This is a genomic window from Sphingomonas sp. Leaf343 (assembly GCF_001423765.1).
Classification (GTDB): Bacteria; Pseudomonadota; Alphaproteobacteria; order Sphingomonadales; family Sphingomonadaceae; genus Sphingomonas.
This window is the reverse complement of the sequence record NZ_LMPG01000001.1, coordinates 182286-201037: the sequence shown is the minus strand read 5'-3', so window position 1 is coordinate 201037 and position 18752 is coordinate 182286. Positions and strand designations below refer to the sequence as shown.

Here is an 18752-nt window from a genome sequence, read left to right as displayed (position 1 = left end):
TGGGTTAGCCCTTGCGTGCCTGGAGGACGGGTTTGATCTTCTGACCCGGGTTCAGGAATGCGCCCGCCGAGATCACGACACGCTCGGTGCCGTTCAGTCCCTGCGTGATCGGGATGCCGTTATCGGCACCCTCGCCGGTCTTTACCGAGCGGCGCTCCACCTTGTCGTCCTTGCCGACGACGTAGACGAAATTGCCGGTAGCATCGGACAACACGGCCGATTCGGGCAACAGCGGCTCGGATGCGGTGCCGGCGGTCACGGTCGCGGAGGCAAAGCCGCCGGGACGCAGCGCCGGGTCGTATTTCACGGCGATGCGGGCGATGCCCTGACGCGTGGAGGGATCGATTACGGGCGCGACCTGCCACACCTCGCCGGGGAAGCTCTGCGCCGAGCCGACCGGCGTGACGGTGGCGCGCGATCCGACGCGAAGACCCTGAAGGTCGCCTTCGCTCATCTGCGCGCGCATCTCCAGCTGCCCGTTCTGCGCCATGCGGAACAGCGCGCCCGAGCCGGAACTGACGATCTGGCCGGGTTCGACCTGACGCGTCAGGATCAGGCCGGCGGTCGGTGCGCGAATGTCGAGGCGGCCGTTGCGGGCACGCGCCTCGCCGAGCGACGCCTGTGCGACCTTGACGCGGGCGGAGGCGGCGTCGCGCGTGGCGGCGCGGCGCTGCAGATCCGCCTTGGAGATGAAGCCGCGGTCGACGAGCTGCGCGGCGCGGTCGAGTTCCGCCTGCGCGAGGTCGGCATCGGCCCTGGCGACGCTGACCTGCGCGGCGAGCGAAGCGGCGGTCTGCGTCTGCACGGACCGGTCGACGGTCGCCAGCACCTGGCCGGCAGCGACCCACTGGCCGGGTTCGACCAGCACGCGGGTGACGAGGCCGCCTTCGCCGGCGATCCCGACGGGCATGTCACGGCGGGCGGCAAGCGAACCGGTGGTGGTCACGTCGCGGGCGACGACGGTGCGGCCGGGCACCATGACGGAGATCGCGGCAAGCTGTTCACCAGACGCCTTGGGCGCATCGTCCGATCCGCCGCGGCCGAACATCGCCCAGCCAATGACGGCGAGCACCGCCACGACGATCGCGGCGATCAGGAACTTACGACGCGACGGCGGCGCTTCGACACCCGGCAGCCGTTCTTGCGCGATAGAGCCCGTCTCGTAGTTCATCGGCTTTCGTCTTCCCCCCACACGACCCTTTTGGTCAATGTCTTGGCTGTATTATCGGAATAGGTCACCAAGCTCAATAGGGGGCCAGTATCATATCCTAATGGCGTCTTCCCCGTTCATCGCGGGTTGTCTGTGGTCGCGTCATGGGGTGTGTATCCGTTTCGTGACCCTCGGGAGAAGTCCATGCGCCTTACCACATTCGCCCTCGTCGCCGCGGGTCTGACGCCGGTGGCGATGTCCCCCGCTGCCGCGCAGACGGTGCCCGGCGTCGCGCCGATGATTCCGGCGGAGGGGACCGTGCTCGACATTACGGCGGAGGGGCGGACGACGCGCGTCCCGGACCTCGCGACGATTCGCGCGGGCGTGGTGACGCAGGGGACGACTGCGGCGCAGGCGCTGACCACGAACAGCAATGCGATGGAGAAGGTGGTCGCCGCCCTGCGCAAGGCGGGCGTGCAGCCGCGAGATCTGGCGACGGCATCGGTTCAGCTGTCGCCGCAATATCGCTATCAGGATAACCAGCCGCCGGTCATCACCGGGTATCAGGCGACCAACAGCGTCAGCATCCGTTTCCGCGACATCGGCAAGGCGGGCACGGTTCTCGACACGCTGGTGGCACAGGGCGCGAATCAGATCGACGGACCAAACCTGTCAGTCGATCAGCCGGAGGCTGCGCTGGATGAGGCACGGACCGACGCGGTCAAGCGGGCGCGGGCACGCGCGGAGCTCTATGCCAGAGCGGCCGGGATGCGCGTCGTCCGGATCGTGTCGATCGACGAGGCGGGCCAGGATGCCGGCGGCCCGGACCGGCCGCCGATCTTCCTCGCGGCGCGCGCGCAGATGATGGATTCGGCGACGAAGATCGTGCCCGGCGAAAAGGATATCACCGCCACGCTGCGGGTCCGCTTCCTGCTCGGACATTAATAGATGAAAACGGGGCCTCCGGCTTAGCCGGCGGCCCCTATTCCCGTAGTGACGATCTGCCGCCATCCAGGCTGGCGGTGATGCGTCCGTATTAGCGCACGCTACCGCGACGCACCAAGTTGACGATCCCGAGCAGGACCACCGCACCCAGCAGCGACACCAGGAACGACGTGACGTTCAGCGGCGCGTTGTTGATCGAACCGCCACTGATGATGAGCCCGCCGATAAAGGCGCCGATGATGCCCACGACGATGTTCAGGAAGATGCCCTGCTGCGCGTCCGTCCGCATGATGATGCTGGCCAGCCAGCCGATGACGCCGCCGATGATGAGCCAAAGGATGATACCCATTTTACTTCCCTCCATTATGCCCATCATACGGGCGATGAAGGTACAAATCGGTGGCGTTGATTTATGTTCCGCCTGCGATCTGATTCGTAACGGGGATTTTTAATAGCGTTGCTGGCGCTCGTACAGGGAACGATAGTGCTGGATGCGCGTGACGCGCAGGCCCGGCATACCCGAACGATCGATCGCCCGCTGCCAGCCGGCGAACTCCTCCATGGTCAGGCCATAACGCTCGCACACCTCGTCGACCGACAACAGGCCGCCATTCACCGCCGCGACCACTTCCGCCTTGCGACGCACGACCCATCGGGTCGTGCCCGGCGGCGGCAGGGTGTCCAGCGTCAACGGCTCTCCAAGGGGGCCGATGACTTTCGCCGGACGGATCTTCTGGTTCTCGATCATACTCAACCTCTGTCGGGGCGGGGGGCCCCCTTCACGAACTCGATGACTTGGGAGTAAGGGCTGGTCTTGAAGATCGCCTGAAATCCCACGGTAAACGCGCTCTTCATTCGTCCTTCCAACGCGTTATCGCGGCCGCCACCTGGCCGTTGAAACTACCGTTCTCCGGCGCGAACGCCGACGGCGCGGGACGCTGCACCGCATCCCCCGCCGCCTGCGCCACGGCCGTCCGGCTGGCGGACTGGCGCGCCCGCACGCCGATCATCAACACCGCCAGATCGCCCTGCCACGCCACCGGCTCGGCATCGCGATCGAAGGAGAAGCTGAGGTCCAAGGCGGCACGTCTTTCCGAAACAGGCGGGTGGGTAGTCGCCAACCTGTAGCGGAGGGGCATGAAGGTCCGGTAAAGCACGCTAGCCGACCGGCCGTACGGCTCGCCATTGCGGCCCCCCGCCCCTATGTGGCGGGAACGATGGACGACACCGACTTTCAATTGGGCGGCGATATCCGCGCACGGCGCATCGTCGTCGCCATGTCCGGCGGCGTCGACAGCTCGGTCGTGGCGGCACTGGCGGCGCGCACCGGGGCAGAGACGATCGGCGTGACGCTGCAACTCTACGACCATGGCGAGGCGGTCGGGCGCGCGGGCAGTTGCTGCGCCGGGCGCGACATCCGCGATGCGCGCGCGGTATGCGACCGGCTGGGCATCGCGCATTACGTGTTCGATCACGAGAGTGCGTTCCGGCGCGACGTGGTCGATAAATTCGCCGACGAGTATCTGGCGGGGCGCACGCCGATCCCGTGCGTTTCGTGCAACACCGGACCGAAATTCACCGATCTGCTGGCGCTGGCGCGCGAGCTGGGCGCGGATTGCCTCGCGACTGGCCATTATGTGCGCCGCGTGGACGGTCAGGGCGGCGCGGAACTGCATCGCGGTGCGGACCCGGCGCGCGACCAGAGCTATTTCCTGTTCGCGACCACGCAGGAGCAGCTCGACTATCTCCGCTTTCCCCTCGGCGGCCTGCCCAAGGCGCGGGTGCGCGAGATCGCGGCGGAACTGGGGCTGGGCGTCGCCGCCAAGCCGGATAGTCAGGATATCTGCTTCGTGCCCGATGGCGATTACGCGGGCCTCGTCCGCAAGCTGCGGCCCGACGCGGATACCGCGGGGGAGATCGTCGATCTGTCGGGCCGCACACTCGGGCGGCATCGCGGGTTGATCCACTTCACGGTGGGGCAGCGGCGGGGGCTGGAGATCGGCGGCACGCCGGAGCCGCTCTACGTGGTGCGGCTGGAACCCGAATCGAAGCGCGTCGTCGTCGGCCCCCGCGCGGCGCTGGCCGTGACGGCGGCGGCGCTGGAGAACGTCAACTGGATCGGCGGAAATCATACCGGACCGCTGACGGCGAAGGTGCGATCGATGGCCCGGCCGGTGCCCGCGCAGCTGAACGGCGGACGGTTGAGCTTCGATTCGGCGGAATATGGCGTCGCACCGGGTCAGGCTGCGGTGCTGTATGCGGGCGAGCGCGTGTTGGGCGGCGGCTGGATCGCCGCGACGGAGGCGGCGCTACAGGCCGCATAACATCAGGGATTCAGGCGGGAGAGAGCGCATGCCGGTGCGCTCGATCTCCCGCCGCTGTCGTGTTCGCCGGTGCCGGTCTTGCCGGCGGCTCCGCTCCAGAATTCGTCTTTTTTTGACGGCGACCGCGACAGTCGGGCGCTGCGTAGATCAGCGTCGGGCAAAAAAAAAGGCCGGACAAGCCGGCCTGTGTAAGTTTTTAGGAGAGGATGCCTGAAAGGCACGCTCTTTGTGCAGCGCAGCGCGGCTCTTCGCAAGTGCAACTTGATCCATCATAGTTGCAAATGTTGCAATCGTATACTCAGGGCAGAAGGAACGTGCCCTCGATAACGGTGACGCACTGCCCCCCCAGCACGACGCGGTCGCCGGCAAGGCGGCAGGTCAGGTGCCCGCCACGCGCGCTGGCCTGAAACGCGGTCATCGTGTCACGATCCAAGCGATCTGCCCAATATGGCACGGCAAGCGCATGAGCGGAGCCGGTCACGGGGTCCTCGTCGATGCCGTAAGCGGGCGTGAACACGCGGCTGACGATGTCGGTGGTCGCGCCCGGCGCGGTGACGACCGCAACCATCGGCTCCAGCGCGGCGAGCGCACGCTGGTCCGGATCGAGATTGCGGACGACTCCCTCGTCCTCCACCACGATCAGTGCGTAGCCATGTTCGTGCCACAGGATGTCGGCGGTGCCGGTGATCCCCAGCGCCTCGACCAGCCCCGGCATCGCACGCGGCGACGGCCCCCAGGCAGGCAGCGACAGTGTGTAGCCGTCATCCTGCCGCGCAACCTCCAGCATCCCCGCCTTGCGCGTGCGGAAGCGGACCTTGAGCAGCGCCGGATCGGACGAGAGCACGACATGACCGCTGGCCAGCGTGGCGTGGCCGCACAACACGACCTCCGCGCCCGGGGTGAACCAGCGCAGCTCGAAATCGGCATCGTCGTCCTCGGCAGGGACGAGGAAGGCGGTTTCGCTGAGATTGTTCTCCTGCGCGATCTTCAGCAGCACGTCGTCGGCCAGCCACGCCGACAGCGGCATCACCGCCGCCGGATTGCCCGTAAACGGCGCATCGGCGAACGCGTCGACCTGAGTGAAGGGTATCCGCATCGTCAATATCCCACGCGCTTGCTGAACCAGTGCGGCGTCACGTCGGCCTCCACCAGCGGGTTGTCGGTGTCGACATGGCCCTCCGGATCGAGGTGGATCAGCACCTCCACCTTCGGGAAGGCCCGTTTCAGGTTGCGCTCGACCGATTCGACGAGGTCGTGGGCGCGCGCGACGGTGATGGTCGGATCGACCTCCATATGGAATTGCGCGAAATCGTGGCTGCCGGAGCGGCGCGTGCGGAAGTCGTGAATGCCGCGTAGCCCCGGCTGACGCGCGGCGATGTCGAGGAAGGCGGATCGCTGATCCTCCGGCCACTCCTTGTCCATCAACTGGTCGATCGCATTGGAAGACGCCTGAAACGCCCCCCAGGCGAGCCACGCGGCGATGGCGATGCCGAACAGCGCGTCGGCACCGTGCCAGCCGAGATACTGGTCGAGGATCAGGGCGGCGATCACCGATCCGTTGAGCAACACGTCCGACTGGTAATGGACGTTGTCCGCCATGATCGCGACCGATCCGGTCTGGCGGATGATCCGCCGCTGATACCAGAGCAGCAGCACGGTCGCGCCGATCGCGACGATCGACACGCCGATGCCGAATTCCGCATCTTGCGTCGGTGCGGTCTCGCCCAGAGCCATGAGCGCCCGCCAGCCGATGCCGGCGGCGGACGCGGTGATGAGGCCGACCTGGAACAGCGCCGCCAGCGCCTCCGCCTTGCCATGGCCGAACCGGTGGTCGTGATCGGCCGGCGTCGCCGCCAGCCGCACGCCGTACAGCGTCACGAGGCTGGCGAGCAGGTCGAGCCCGGTATCCGCCAGCGAACCCAGCATCGCGACCGAGCCCGTGTGCCACGCGGCGAAGCCCTTGAGCGCCAGCAGGAACAGCGCCATCGCAACGCTGGCCAGCGCCGCGCGCGTGGCGAGCGGCAGCGCGAGACGACGTTCTTCCTGAGTCATGGGTAGAGCAACCCTTCCGTCCAGCCGCCGTCCTGGCGCACGAACAGTCGACGCTCGTGCAACCGGTGCGCACGGTCCTGCCAGAATTCGATCTGTTTCGGCGCGACGACATAGCCGCCCCAGAAGGGCGGGCGGGGAATGTCCTGCCCCTCGAACCGGGCTTTCATCTCGTCGAAGCGACCCTTGAACGTCTCGCGCGAGTCGAGAGGCCGCGATTGCTCCGACGCCCATGCGCCAAGCTGCGAGTCGCGACCGCGGCTGGCATAATAGGCGTCCGACTGCGCCTCGGTGGCAAGCGACACGGGTCCCTCGATCCGCACCTGCCGGCGCAGCGACTTCCAGTGGAACAGCAGCGCCGCGTGCGGATTGGCGGCGAGGTCGCCAGCCTTTCGCCCGTCGCGGTTGGTGTAGAACACGAAGCCGCCCGGACCGTGGCCCTTCAACAGGACCATGCGCACCGAAGGATGCCCCTGCCCGTCCGCAGTGGCGAGCGCCATCGCGTTGGGATCATTGGGTTCGGACGCCTGTGCCTCCGCGAACCACGTATCGAACAGGGCGAAAGGGTCGTCGGTCATGCCCCGCCCTTACCGCAATCGCGCGGCGAACGGAACGAGTCCGCAGGCTCCGCATTCATTCAGGATAATCGGGGATCACAACATGGCGGCACGCGCATATTGGCAGGGGCAGATCCGGTTGGCGCTGGTGTCCATTCCTGTCGAAATCTACTCCGCCACCAAGAGCGGCGCGGCGGTTTCGTTCCGCCAGATCCACGAGCCCTCCGGCAAGCCCATATCCTACGAGAAGGTCGTGACCGGCATGGGTCCGGTCGATGTCGACGAGATCGTCAAGGGGTACGAGGTGTCGAAGGGCGAATACGTCCTGCTGGAGCAGGACGAGATCGACGCGGTGAAGCTGGAATCGAAGAAGACGCTGGAGCTGACGCAGTTCGTCGACGCGTCCGAGATCGACGTGCTCTATTATGAAAAGCCCTATTTCGTGGTGCCTGCCGACGATCTGGCGGAAGAAGCGTTCATCGTCCTGCGCGAGGCGTTGCGGCGCACGAAGAAAGTCGGGCTGGGCCAGCTGGCGATGCGCGGCCGCGAATATGTCGTCAGCCTGAAGCCGTGCGGACGCGGCATGGTGCTGGAGACGCTGCGCTACGCCGACGAAGTGCATAAGGCGCAGGGCTATTTCCGCGAGATCCCCGACGACAAGCCCGACGCGGAACTGCTCGATCTGGCGGAGGCGCTGATCGACCGGAAAACGGCGGCGTTCGATCCGCAGGAATTTCACGACCGCTACGTCGATGCGCTGAAAGGACTGATCGAGCGCAAGCGCAAGGCGAACGGCAAGAAGATCATCGAGGAGAAGGACACGGGAGACGCGAAGGGGTCGAACGTGGTCGACCTGATGGCGGCGCTGCGAAAGTCGATGGGCGACAAGGCGGCACCGGCGAAGAAGGAGGCGGCGAAGAAGGCTCCAGCCCGCAAACCCGCGGCGAAGAAGCGTGCTTAGGGGCTGGCCGTCTCCCCTCTCTGGTGGGGAGGGGAACCGGTGACGGACGCACTTGCACGCTACAACGCCAAGCGTGATTTCACGAAGACCGCGGAGCCGGCGGGAACGCTGGAACCCGGTAACGGCAACAGCTTCATGGTCCAGAAGCATGACGCGACGCGGCTGCATTGGGACTTCCGGCTGGAGATCGACGGCGTCCTGAAAAGCTGGGCGGTCACGCGGGGGCCGAGCCTCGATCCCGGCGAAAAGCGGCTGGCGGTGCGGACCGAGGATCATCCCCTGTCCTATGCGACGTTCGAGGGGACGATCCCCAAGGGGGAATATGGCGGCGGCACGGTGATGCTGTGGGACCGCGGGACGTGGTCGCCGATCGCCGGAAAGTCGGCGAAGGACATCGACAAGGGCCACCTGCATTTCGTGCTGGAAGGCGAGCGGATGCGGGGCGAGTGGCTACTGATCCGCCTGAAACCGCGCGGCAAGGATCGCGGCGAGAACTGGCTGTTGCGCAAGGTGGAGGACGGGTTCGCCGGCGGCACCGACACGCTGGTTGAGGAAGCGCTGACCAGTGTCGCCACCGGCCGGACGATGAGCGAGATCGCCGAGGGGAAGACAGCGGCGAAGGTTGCGCCCAAGACGCGCAAGGCTGCGCCGAAGAAAGCGGCTGCCAGGAAGGTCGCGCCCGTGTTTCGCGAGCCGCAATTATGCACGCTGGTCGATGCGGTGCCGGCCGGGTCGGCGTGGCTGCACGAGATCAAATATGACGGGTATCGCACGCTGGTCGCGGGCGACGGCAAGTCGGCGAAGGTCTTCACCCGCAGCGGGCTCGACGGGAGCGACAAGTTCGACGGCATCGCCGACGCGGTGGCGGCGCTGCCGGGGACGGCGCTGATCGATGGCGAGATCGTCGCGTTCCGCGACGGCAAACCCGACTTCGCCGCGCTGAAGGATGCGATCGCGGCGGCGGACGGGGGCATGACGCTGTTCGCGTTCGACCTGATCGAACAGGACGGCGAGGACCTGTCCGACCTGCCGCTGATGGAGCGCAAGGAGCGGCTGCGCGCGCTGATCGGCGAGGGATCGGAGACGCTGCGCTATTCCGAGCACGTCGTCGGATCGGGCGAGGCACTGTTCGAACAGATGTGTCGCGAAGGGCTCGAGGGTGTCGTGTCGAAGCGCGCCGATTCGCCCTACCGGTCGGGGCGCACCAAGGCGTGGCTCAAGGCCAAGTGCATCCAGCGGCAGGAATTCGTGATCGTCGGCTGGCAACCGTCGCCGAAAGGGCGCGGCTTCGCGTCGCTGCTGCTGGCGGTGCATGAGGGAGACGGCTTCGCCTATCGCGGCAAGGTCGGCACCGGCTTCAACGCCGGGACGATGGACGAAGTGGTCGCGAAGCTGGCGCCGCTGGAACGCAAGACCGCCACGGTCAGCGCGCCGCGGGCCATGGTGCGCGGCGCGAAATGGGTGACGCCGAAACTGGTCGCGGAGATCGCCTATGCGGAGGTGACGCCGGACGGAATGCTGCGCCACGCGAGCTTCATCGGCCTGCGCGAGGACAAGGGCGCGGACGAGGTGGTAGCGGAGGTTCCTGCGCCGGCGCCCGATGCGAAGACTGCGACCAGCGTGAAGATCAGCAACCGCGACCGCCTGATCTTCCCGGAATCGAACGTCACCAAGGGGCAGCTGGCGGACTATTACGCGGCGATCGCACCGGTCATGCTCCCGTGGGCCGGCAAGCGCCCGGTCAGTCTGGTCCGCTGTCCGCAGGGTCGCGCCCGCGCCTGTTTCTTCCAGAAGCACGATGCGGGCAGCTTCGGCGATACGGTGCATCAGGTGCCGATCCGCGAGAAGGACGGATCGACCAAGAACTATCTGTACGTCGATACGGCCGACGGGCTGGTCGCATGCGTGCAGATGGGCGCGATCGAATTCCATGGCTGGGGATCGTCGGTCGCCAGTGTCGAACAGCCCGACCGCATGGTCTTCGACCTCGACCCCGACGAGGGGCTGGATTTCGCCGACACGAAAAAGGCGGCGGAGCATCTGAAGGAGCAACTGGCGGAACTGGGCCTGGTCAGCTTTCCGCTGCTGTCGGGGGGCAAAGGTGTGCATGTCGTCGTTCCGTTGACGCCGAAAGCCGAGTGGCCGGCGGTGAAGGATTTCGCCAGCCGCTTCGCACAGGCGCTGGCACAGGCGGAGCCCGACCGGTTCGTCGCGACGATGGCGAAAGCGAAGCGCAAGGGTCGTATCTTCATCGACTGGCTGCGCAACCAGCGGGGGGCGACGGCGATCATGCCCTATTCGGCGCGCGCCCGCGAAGGTGCGCCGGTGGCCGTGCCGGTGTCATGGACGGAGTTGCGCGATATCGACACGGCGGCGCGCTGGAGCGTGACGGACCTCGCCGCCCTGGCAAAGCGTGCCAGTGGGCGCGGGCTGCAGGGCTGGGGCGTGGCGGATCAGGTGTTGCCGGATTTTTGAAGGGGGGATCGAGCGCACTTCCATGCGCTCGCCCCCCGCTTCTTTCTGCTCCCCTCCCCTTGGCAAGGGTTGGGGGAGTTAAGAAGGAGGCGGCAGGCAATACCCACACCCGCGTTCCCAAACCGAAACGGCTTGCCGCCGCCGTCCGCCTGTGGGACCACGCGCGCCTGCACCCTCCGCCCCAGCAAAGGACGCGACGCGACGGTCATGGCGACGCAGTCGACCTCTCTTTTCGATGCCGGCGTGAACGCACGGCGGTGGATCGACGACTATGCCGCGCGGGCGCCGGCGCATGACGTGCTCGCGACGGGATCGACCGAACCATGGGCGACGATGCTGGAGGAACTGGCGGCGGTCGCGAGCGACGATCTGGGCCATGCGCGCGAGCGCGTGCAGCGGCACGCGGCGGACATCGGCACCGGGTTCCGGATCATCGGCGAGGCGGACGAGCGACCGTGGCCGGTATCGCCCGTCCCCCTGCTGATCGAGGCAGCGGAATGGGCCGGGATCGAAGCAGGCGTGGCGCAGCGCGCGGAGTTGATCGAGCGTGTCGTCGCCGACCTGTATGGCGAGGGACGGCTGGTTGCGGAGGGCGTGCTGCCCGCGTCGCTGGTGACCGGCAGCCGCCTGTTCCTGCGACCGATGGTCGGGCTGGAGCCGCCGGGCGGCAAGCATCTGCAATTCGTGGCGTTCGATCTGGCGCGCGGGCCGACCGGGGAGTGGCGGGTGCTGGCCGATCACCTGCGTGCGCCGGCGGGTGCGGGCTATGCGCTGGAGAACCGGCTGGCGGTCGGACGCACGCTGGGCGGGCTGGCGGCGCGACTGAACGTGCAACGGCACGCGCCGTTCTTCGCGGCATTCCGCAGCGGGCTGGCGGCTCTCTGCCGGCGCGACGATCCGCGCATCGGCCTGCTGACACCCGGGCGGTTCAACCCGAGCTATCCGGAACAGGCGCACCTCGCGCGGTATCTGGGGCTGTTGCTGGTCGAGGGGGCGGACCTCGCCGCGCTGGAGGGCAAGGTCTATGTCCGCACGATCGGCGGGCTGAAGCGGATCGATGCGCTGTGGCGCAGGCTGGACCCGCGCATGCTCGATCCGCTGGCGTTCGACACCCATTCGCAGATCGGCGTACCCGGTCTGATCGATGCCTATGCGGAGGGCAATGTCGTGCTCGCCAACGCACCGGGCGCGGCGGTGATGGAGGCCCCCGCCTTCCACGCATTCATGCCGGCGCTGGCGCGGGCAATGCTGGGCGAGCCGCTGAAACTGCCGACGATCGCGACGTGGTGGTGCGGTGGGGCGGACGAGTGCGCGCATGTCGCCGCCAATCTCGACCGGCTGACGATCGCGCCGGCCTTCGGGCATCTGCCGCTGGGGCTGACGGACGACGCGTCGCGCGCCGACCTGATCGCCGACATGGTCCGCCGCCCGCAGGATTATGTCGGGCAGGAGGAGGTGCGGCTTTCGACCATGCCCGTCGTGGTCGGCGACCGGCTGGAGGCGCGCCCGTTCATGCTCCGCGTCTTCGCGGCGCGCGACGGTGACGGCCAATGGGCCGTGATGCCGGGCGGCTTCGGCCGGATCGGCGAACATCCGCAGGCGACCGTGGCGGCGATCGGCGAGGGGCTGTGGTCGGCCGACGTCTGCATCTACGGCGCGGAGCCGGTCGCGCCGGTGTCGCTGCTGACCGCGCCCGATTCGCTCCACGTCCGGCGGAATCCGGGGACGTTGCCGAGCCGGGTGGCGGACAATTTCTACTGGCTGGGCAGGTATCTGGAGCGGGGCGAAGCGTTGCTGGGCGCGATCCGCGTGCTGCTGGGCAATTCGATCGATGCGGACGGCGGCGGCGCGGTGCTGCCGACCGCGACGCTCGCGCGGCTGGTCGGGATGCTGGCGGGATCGGGTGCGGCCCCCTCACCTTCGTCGCTCAACCGGCCCGCGCTGATCCAGTTCGCGCGGACCGCGATGGAAGACCCGGACTGGCATTCGGTGGCGGCGATCAACCGCAACGCGCGCGCGATCGGCGAGGGATCGCGCGACCGGCTGTCGGCGGACATGGTGCGGTTGCTGGAAGCACCCTTCCCTACGCAGCGCGGGATGCTGGAGCGGGCGGGGTCGCTGCAGCGGCGTTATGCGGCGATCGTCGGCCTGTCGGCGGAGCATATGGTGCGGACCTCGGCGTGGCGGTTCCACGATCTCGGCCGGCGGATCGAGCGTGCGGCGGCGATCGCGCGGGCAGTGCGGCTGTTCGGGATGCCGGGCGCGACGGTGGACGATCTGTCGACGCTGCTCGATCTGGGGGACAGCCAGATCAGCTATCGCCAGCGTTATCCGACCGGACTGGCCCGCGTCGCGGTGGTCGATCTCGTTGCGCTCGACCCGAACAACCCGCGCAGCCTGGGTTTCCAGACGGAACGGATCGCCAGTCACCTCGCCGCGCTGCCGGTGCTGGGCGACGACGAGATGGCGGAGGCGCAGCAGGCGCAGGCCATCCGGCTGAAGGCGATGGTGACGACGGCGGATGCTACGACGCTGGACGTGGATACGCTGGGCGATGTCGAGAGCCGGCTGGTGGCGCTGTCGGAGGCGGTGGCACGTCGCTATTTCCTGCAAGGCGCGGAGCCGCTGCGCGCTGTCGGGCTGACGCTCGCATGAGGGTGGCGGCGTGATCTACGACATCCGGCACGTCACGACGTTCGACTACGGCAATCAGGTCAAGTTCGCGCGCTGCAATTTGCGATTGAAGCCGATCGACTGGCCGGGGCAGACGCTGGACGATTATCGGCTGACGGTGTCCCCGGTGGGGCGGACGAGCCCGGCGCGGGCGGAAGCGGGCCTCGCCAATGTCACGCGGCTGGTGGTGGACAGCCCTGTCCGCACGCTGACGATCGAGAGCGTGGCGCGGGTGACGGTGGATCGGCTGGTGCCGATCCCGGCCGTCGACGATCCGACGCTGGCGGACATCGCGCGACTGGCGCGGGCGAGCAGCGACCTCTCGGCGGCGGGACCGGCGGCGTATATCTACCCCTCGCCGCTGATCCCGCTGGACCCGGAAATCGGCGCGTGGTGCGCGGCGGACCTCGATCCGACGCGGGGATCGCTGGAGGCGGGCATGGCGCTGGCGCGGCGCATCCAGCGGGAGTTCGCGTTCGATGCCGATGCGACCTTCGTCGACACGGCCCCGATCGACGCGTTCCGGCAGCGGCGCGGCGTGTGCCAGGATTTCGCGCAGATCATGATCGCGGGGCTGCGCGCCGCCGGGCTGCCGGCAGCCTATGCGTCCGGGTATATCCGCACGATCCCGCCACCCGGGCAGGCGCGGCTGGTGGGTGCGGACGCGACGCATGCGTGGGTGCTGCTATGGTGCGGACCGGCACGCGGCTGGGTCGGCATGGACCCGACCAACGGCATCTGGATGGCGGCGGACCACATCGTCACCGCGGTCGGCCGCGACTATGCGGAGATCGCGCCGGTCGACGGGGTCGTGCTGGGGTCGGGGGCGCAGGACATGGCCGTAAGCGTCGATGTCGCGCCGGTAGACGCTCCGTGAAACGCTTCGCGCTGGTGATGCTGATCGTCGTGACGTTGTTCGGCCTGAGCTACTGGTTGTTCCGGGCGATGACCGGACGCGATCTGCCGGACTGGGCGTTGGTGCTGCCATTGATGGCGATCGGCACCGACATCGGCTGGACCTTCGCGCAGAGGACGATGCGGCGCTGAGCTGGTATGCCGGGAATACCCCGGCATCACGACGCTATTTCGTCACGGCGTTGGGGTCGCCGCCATCGGGATCGTCCTTGTCGCCCGGCCCCGAATAGCGATTGTCGGTCTGGCCGCCATGACCAAAGAATCCGCCGCCCTCGGGCTTCTTCCCGGTCTGCGGGTTCGGGTACGCACCGCCGCCACTCTCACCGCTGCCATCCTTGGCGGGGGTGTCGGATACCCCGTCGGGTGCGCCCTTGCGGCCGTCGCCGCCACCGGCCTGCATTGGTTGATCGGACATGGAACTCTCTCCTTCATCGCCGACAACGCGCCGTTCCGCTCGCGCGTTGCGCTCTTGCGGCGAAGCGCCCACATAGGCGGATAATACACCGACCCGGATTACAGGGAATTCGATGGCCGATCCGTACCAGACACTCGGCGTGGCACGCACCGCGACCGAGGCCGATATCAAGAAAGCCTACCGCAAGCTCGCCAAGGAGCTGCACCCCGACCGTAACAAGGACAATCCCAAGGCGTCCGAACGCTTCAGCCAGGTGACGAATGCGTACGACCTGCTGAACGACAAGGACAAGCGCGCGCGGTTCGACCGCGGGGAGATCGACGGCGACGGCAACCCCGCCGCGCCGTTCGGCTTCGGCGGCGGTGGTGGTCGCTCGCCGCATCCCGGCGCGGGCGGCGGGGGGTTCCGCAGTCAGGGATTCGAGTTCGGCGGCGGCGGAGCCGATGCGCCCGACATGAGCGACATCTTCGAAGGACTGTTCGGCGGCGGATCGCGCGGCGGCGGGGCACCGGGCGGCGGCGGCTTCGCGAGCGGCTTCGGGCGGCGCGGTGCGACCAGGGGTGCGGACGTACAGTATAAGTTGCAGGTGCCCTTCACCGATGCCGCGACGCTTGCGCCGCAACGCGTGACGCTGGGCGACGGCAAGGCGATCGACCTGAAACTGCCGGCGGGCGTCGAGACCGGCACGCAGATGCGGCTGGGCGGCAAGGGCCAGCCGGGGCCGGCGGGTGCGGGCGACGCGCTGGTGACGATCGAGGTGCAGCCGCACCGCTTCTTCGTGCGCGACGGCGACGACGTTCGCGTCGACCTGCCGATCTCGCTGGCCGAGGCGGTACTGGGTGGGCAGATCAAGGCGCCTACCGTGGAACGCCCCGTCATGCTGACCATCCCTGCCGGCACGTCGTCGGGCAAGGTCCTGCGCCTGAAGGGCAAAGGCTTCCACAAAAAGGCGGGTGACCGCGGCGATCAGCTCGTCACGCTGATGGTCGACGTTCCCGATGACGCCGCGCTTAAGACGTTCGTCGAGGCATGGGCCGGGCGCGACGCGGGGAACCCGCGGGCGGCGATGGGCGTCTGAAGACCCTGTGGATGATATTGGCGAACTGACCCCGGAAGCACGGGCCGACCATCACGGTCGCGCCCGCGCCCGTCTCGACAAGCAACTGGCGAAGGTTCGACCTGGCAGCTACGCGTTCGAAGTTTTCAAGCGCGCGGCGGTCGGCGTGTTCAACGACGGTTTCACGCACGCGGGCAACCTCGCCTATCTGGCGCTGATGACGCTGTTCCCGTTCTTCATCGTTGCCGCTGCGATTCTGTCGCTGCTGGGGCAGAGCGAGGAGACGGTCCGGACGGTCGAGGGATTTCTCCACGTCCTGCCCCCCGACGTGTCCACGATCCTGCAAAAGCCGATCGCCGACGTGCTGGCATCTCGCACCGGCAACCTGTTGTGGCTGGGTGGCCTCGTCGGGCTGTGGACGGTCGGCGGCTTCGTGGAGACGATCCGCGACATCTTCCACCGCGCATATGGTATCAAGGCGACGGCACCCTTCTGGAAATCGCGGCTGTCGTCGTCCGGCGTCATCATCCTGTCGGTCGTCGTCGCGCTGTTCGCGTTCCTCGCGCAGGGTATACTGACCGCCGCGGAACAGTTCGTGTATCGCTTGCTGCCGTTCGCGCAGGACTGGGTCGGCGTGATCGGCCTGTCGCGCTTCATTCCCGGCTTCATCATGTTCGGCGCGCTGTACATGCTGTTCTATTCGGTCACGCCGTCGAAATATCGCTACACCGACTGCCGCAAATGGCCGGGCGCAGCGTTCACGACGGTCTGGTGGGTCAGCATGACCGCGCTGCTGCCCGTCGTTCTGGCGCAACTCGGTGGATACGACATGACCTATGGCAGCCTGGCAGGCGTTGTCGTCATGCTGTTATTCTTTTATCTCATCGGGCTTGGCCTCGTGTTCGGCGCGCATCTGAACGCGGCACTGGCGGAACCGCCCGAATCTTCGCTAGAGAAGAACGAACCGACGCCGGCGGGAGCGGCGATAGCGTAAAGGCTTGATGTGACAAAAGGGATCGGCGTGAACGGATTGATGGCTGGCAAGCGTGGGCTCGTGATGGGCCTCGCCAACGACAAGTCGCTCGCGTGGGGTATCTCGCAGAAGCTGGCCGAGGCGGGGGCGGAACTCGCCTTTTCGTATCAAGGCGAGGCACTGGGCAAGCGGGTTCGTCCGTTGGCCGAGCAACTCGGCACCGCGCGGCTGATCGAGTGTGACGTGTCCGACATGGGCGCGCTGGACGCCGCATTCGAGGAACTGGCCAAGGACTGGCCGACGATCGATTTCGTGGTCCACGCGATCGGCTTTTCGGACAAGAACGAACTGCGCGGTCGCTATGTCGACACCAGCCTCGACAATTTCCTGATGACGATGAACATCAGCGTCTATTCGTTCGTGGCGGTGGCGCAGCGGGCGGCGAAGATGATGCCGGATGGCGGCGCGTTGCTGACGCTGAGCTATTACGGCGCGGAAAAGGTGATCCCGCATTACAACGTCATGGGCGTGGCGAAGGCCGCACTGGAGACGAGCGTGCAGTATCTGTCGGTCGATCTGGGCCGCGACAACATCCGCGTCAACGCGATCAGCGCCGGTCCGATCAAGACGCTGGCGGCGAGCGGCATCGGTGACTTCCGCCTCATCATGAAGTGGAATGAGCTCAACTCGCCGCTGAAGCGCAACGTCACGATCGAGGATGTCGGCGGCGCGGGCCTGTACCTGCTCTCCGATCTGGCGAGCGGCGTGACGGGCGAGGTGCATCACGTCGATGCCGGCTACAACGTCATCGGCATGAAGGCGGAGGACGCGCCGGACATCGCGCTGGTCTAAGGGCGGGTGCCTGTCGTTTTCCTCGACCGATAATCGCTTCCACTTCTATTCCAGTGAGGCCGAACCGCGGGCACCAACCCACGTCCCTTACGCGGACGTGGCGATCGCCGATAATCATGGACTGGACGCCCGCACCTTGCGATGGATCGTCGAACAGGTGAGCCTTCGCCGGCCAGAGATCGTGGATGCATGGAATGACCCTCTTGGAACGCGCGATCAGCGTTGGTTTCGACAAAGACATCTTTGTACAGGGCCTGATCGCAGGCCGCGGTGACATGACGCAGGCGGCTCGGAGCGCGGCATGAGCGTCAACAGCTTCGGCCGCATGCTGCGGTTCACGACGTGGGGCGAAAGTCACGGTCCGGCGATCGGGGCGGTCGTGGACGGCTGCCCGCCGGGCATCGCGCTGAGCGAGGCGGATATCCAGCCGTGGCTCGACCGGCGGCGACCTGGCACGTCGCGCTTCACCACTCAACGACGTGAACCGGATCTGGTCCGCATCCTGTCGGGCGTGTTCAACGGGCGCACGACGGGTACGCCGATCAGCCTGATGATCGAGAATGTCGACCAGCGATCGAAGGACTATTCGGAGGTCGCCAAGGCGTACCGGCCGGGCCACGCCGATTACGCCTATGACGCCAAATACGGCTTTCGCGACTATCGCGGCGGCGGCCGATCATCGGCGCGCGAAACGGCCAGCCGGGTTGCGGCGGGCGGAGTCGCGCGGGCGGTGATCCCCGGCGTCCGCATTCGCGCCTGGGTCGAGGCGATCGGCGGCGACGCGATCGATCCCGCGGCGTTCGATGACGGCGCGATCGACGAGAATCCCTTCTTCTGCCCGGATCGGGCGGCGGCGGTCCGCTGGGAGGAGCTGGTGGACCGCGCCCGCAAGGCGGGATCGTCGCTGGGTGCAGTCGTCGCGTGCGAGGCCACCGGCGTTCCGGCTGGCTGGGGCGCGCCGCTATATGCCAAGCTCGACAGCGAACTGGCGGCGGCGTGCATGGGGATCAACGCGGTCAAGGGTGTGGAGATCGGCGACGGCTTCGCGGCGGCGGCGTTGTCGGGCGAACAGAATGCCGATCCGATGCAGCCGGGCGAAAACGGCCCCGCCTTTCTGGCGAACCATGCGGGCGGGATCGCGGGCGGGATCGCCACCGGCCAGCCGATCAGGCTTCGCGTGGCGTTCAAGCCGACCAGTTCCATCCTGACGCCGGTGCCGACGATCACGCCGGCGGGTGAAGCTGCCGAGATCGCCACCAAAGGCCGGCACGATCCCTGCGTCGGTATTCGTGGAGTTCCCGTGGTGGAGGCGATGGTAGCACTGGTGCTGGCCGACCAGGCGTTGCTTCATCGCGGTCAAACTGGCGCAATGTTAACCTACTAAACAATTGAAATGGAACGCCTCC

Annotated in this window: 19 protein-coding genes; 11 read left to right on the top strand and 8 right to left on the bottom strand. The window is 67.3% G+C overall.

The genetic code is table 11. The features are described 5' to 3' along the window. Positions 1-4 precede the first annotated feature (4 nt). Entirely contained in the window at positions 5-1171 is a 1167-nt protein-coding gene (locus tag ASG07_RS00800; protein ID WP_055840870.1) for an efflux RND transporter periplasmic adaptor subunit, read from the bottom strand. Positions 1172-1354: 183 nt separating this feature from the next. Here ASG07_RS00800 and ASG07_RS00795 point away from each other — a divergent pair, with 183 nt between their 5' ends. Then, positions 1355-2095 (top strand): SIMPL domain-containing protein, encoded by a 741-nt coding sequence (locus ASG07_RS00795; protein ID WP_055840867.1) that lies wholly within the window; start codon positions 1355-1357, stop codon positions 2093-2095. Between the two features lie 91 nt (positions 2096-2186). Here ASG07_RS00795 and ASG07_RS00790 read toward each other — a convergent pair whose 3' ends face one another. From ASG07_RS00790 to ASG07_RS00780, 3 genes are all read right to left on the bottom strand, one after another. Then, positions 2187-2444: a GlsB/YeaQ/YmgE family stress response membrane protein gene (locus ASG07_RS00790; protein WP_055840864.1), complete on the bottom strand. Its 258-nt coding sequence runs from the start codon at positions 2442-2444 to the stop codon at positions 2187-2189. 99 nt (positions 2445-2543) lie between these two features. Next, the gene (gene sciP, locus ASG07_RS00785; RefSeq protein ID WP_055840861.1) at positions 2544-2843 is read right to left on the bottom strand and encodes a CtrA inhibitor SciP; all 300 of its coding nucleotides are present in this window, start codon (positions 2841-2843) and stop codon (positions 2544-2546) included. A 103-nt stretch (positions 2844-2946) separates the two neighbouring features. After that, complete coding sequence (locus ASG07_RS00780) at positions 2947-3174, bottom strand: hypothetical protein (RefSeq protein WP_055840858.1); 228 nt, start codon at positions 3172-3174, stop codon at positions 2947-2949. A gap of 138 nt (positions 3175-3312) precedes the next feature. On the opposite strand from ASG07_RS00780, the gene mnmA reads away from it, so the two are divergent. Then, complete coding sequence (mnmA, locus tag ASG07_RS00775) at positions 3313-4419, top strand: tRNA 2-thiouridine(34) synthase MnmA (protein ID WP_055840855.1); 1107 nt, start codon at positions 3313-3315, stop codon at positions 4417-4419. A gap of 298 nt (positions 4420-4717) precedes the next feature. Here the strand turns inward: mnmA and ASG07_RS00770 are convergent, their stop codons facing one another. Genes ASG07_RS00770 through pdxH form a run of 3 tightly spaced genes read right to left on the bottom strand, consistent with a single transcriptional unit; the run spans position 4718 to position 7046 of the window. Then, positions 4718-5515, bottom strand: coding sequence for a PhzF family phenazine biosynthesis protein (locus ASG07_RS00770; protein WP_055840854.1), 798 nt, complete (start codon positions 5513-5515; stop codon positions 4718-4720). Between the two features lie 2 nt (positions 5516-5517). Further along, positions 5518-6471 carry a cation diffusion facilitator family transporter gene (locus ASG07_RS00765; RefSeq protein ID WP_055840851.1) on the bottom strand — a complete coding sequence of 318 codons (954 nt, stop codon included), beginning with the start codon at positions 6469-6471 and terminating at the stop codon, positions 5518-5520. Next, on the bottom strand, positions 6468-7046 hold the full coding sequence (pdxH, locus tag ASG07_RS00760; protein WP_055840848.1) for a pyridoxamine 5'-phosphate oxidase: 579 nt from the start codon (positions 7044-7046) through the stop codon (positions 6468-6470). Before pdxH ends, ASG07_RS00765 begins: the two co-directional genes overlap by 4 nt. An 82-nt stretch (positions 7047-7128) precedes the next feature. On the opposite strand from pdxH, the gene ku reads away from it, so the two are divergent. From ku to ASG07_RS17120, 5 genes are all read left to right on the top strand, one after another. Further along, positions 7129-7986, top strand: a complete 858-nt coding sequence (gene ku, locus ASG07_RS00755) for a non-homologous end joining protein Ku (RefSeq protein ID WP_055840845.1) — start codon at positions 7129-7131, stop codon at positions 7984-7986. A gap of 39 nt (positions 7987-8025) precedes the next feature. After that, positions 8026-10461 carry a DNA ligase D gene (ligD, locus tag ASG07_RS00750; protein WP_055840841.1) on the top strand — a complete coding sequence of 812 codons (2436 nt, stop codon included), beginning with the start codon at positions 8026-8028 and terminating at the stop codon, positions 10459-10461. 207 nt (positions 10462-10668) lie between these two features. Then, entirely contained in the window at positions 10669-13116 is a 2448-nt protein-coding gene (locus tag ASG07_RS00745; RefSeq protein WP_055842706.1) for a circularly permuted type 2 ATP-grasp protein, read from the top strand. Between the two features lie 10 nt (positions 13117-13126). Further along, on the top strand, positions 13127-14011 hold the full coding sequence (locus ASG07_RS00740) for a transglutaminase family protein (RefSeq protein WP_055840837.1): 885 nt from the start codon (positions 13127-13129) through the stop codon (positions 14009-14011). Continuing rightward, on the top strand, positions 14008-14181 hold the full coding sequence (locus ASG07_RS17120) for a hypothetical protein (RefSeq protein WP_156361678.1): 174 nt from the start codon (positions 14008-14010) through the stop codon (positions 14179-14181). The genes ASG07_RS00740 and ASG07_RS17120 overlap by 4 nt, the downstream gene beginning before the upstream one ends. 34 nt (positions 14182-14215) lie before the next feature. Here ASG07_RS17120 and ASG07_RS00735 read toward each other — a convergent pair whose 3' ends face one another. Beyond that, positions 14216-14464 (bottom strand): hypothetical protein, encoded by a 249-nt coding sequence (locus ASG07_RS00735; protein WP_055840835.1) that lies wholly within the window; start codon positions 14462-14464, stop codon positions 14216-14218. Between the two features lie 112 nt (positions 14465-14576). On the opposite strand from ASG07_RS00735, the gene ASG07_RS00730 reads away from it, so the two are divergent. The 4 genes from ASG07_RS00730 to aroC all read left to right on the top strand — a co-directional run bounded on the left by ASG07_RS00730 (position 14577) and on the right by aroC (position 18730). Beyond that, a complete protein-coding gene (locus ASG07_RS00730; RefSeq protein ID WP_055840830.1) occupies positions 14577-15542 on the top strand; it encodes a DnaJ C-terminal domain-containing protein in 966 nt (321 codons plus the stop codon). A 7-nt stretch (positions 15543-15549) separates the two neighbouring features. After that, positions 15550-16515 carry a YihY/virulence factor BrkB family protein gene (locus tag ASG07_RS00725; RefSeq protein ID WP_055840827.1) on the top strand — a complete coding sequence of 322 codons (966 nt, stop codon included), beginning with the start codon at positions 15550-15552 and terminating at the stop codon, positions 16513-16515. Positions 16516-16542: 27 nt separating this feature from the next. Beyond that, positions 16543-17346 (top strand): enoyl-ACP reductase FabI, encoded by an 804-nt coding sequence (fabI, locus tag ASG07_RS00720; protein WP_156361677.1) that lies wholly within the window; start codon positions 16543-16545, stop codon positions 17344-17346. A gap of 301 nt (positions 17347-17647) precedes the next feature. Beyond that, a complete protein-coding gene (aroC, locus tag ASG07_RS00715; protein ID WP_055840822.1) occupies positions 17648-18730 on the top strand; it encodes a chorismate synthase in 1083 nt (360 codons plus the stop codon). Positions 18731-18752 lie beyond the last annotated feature (22 nt).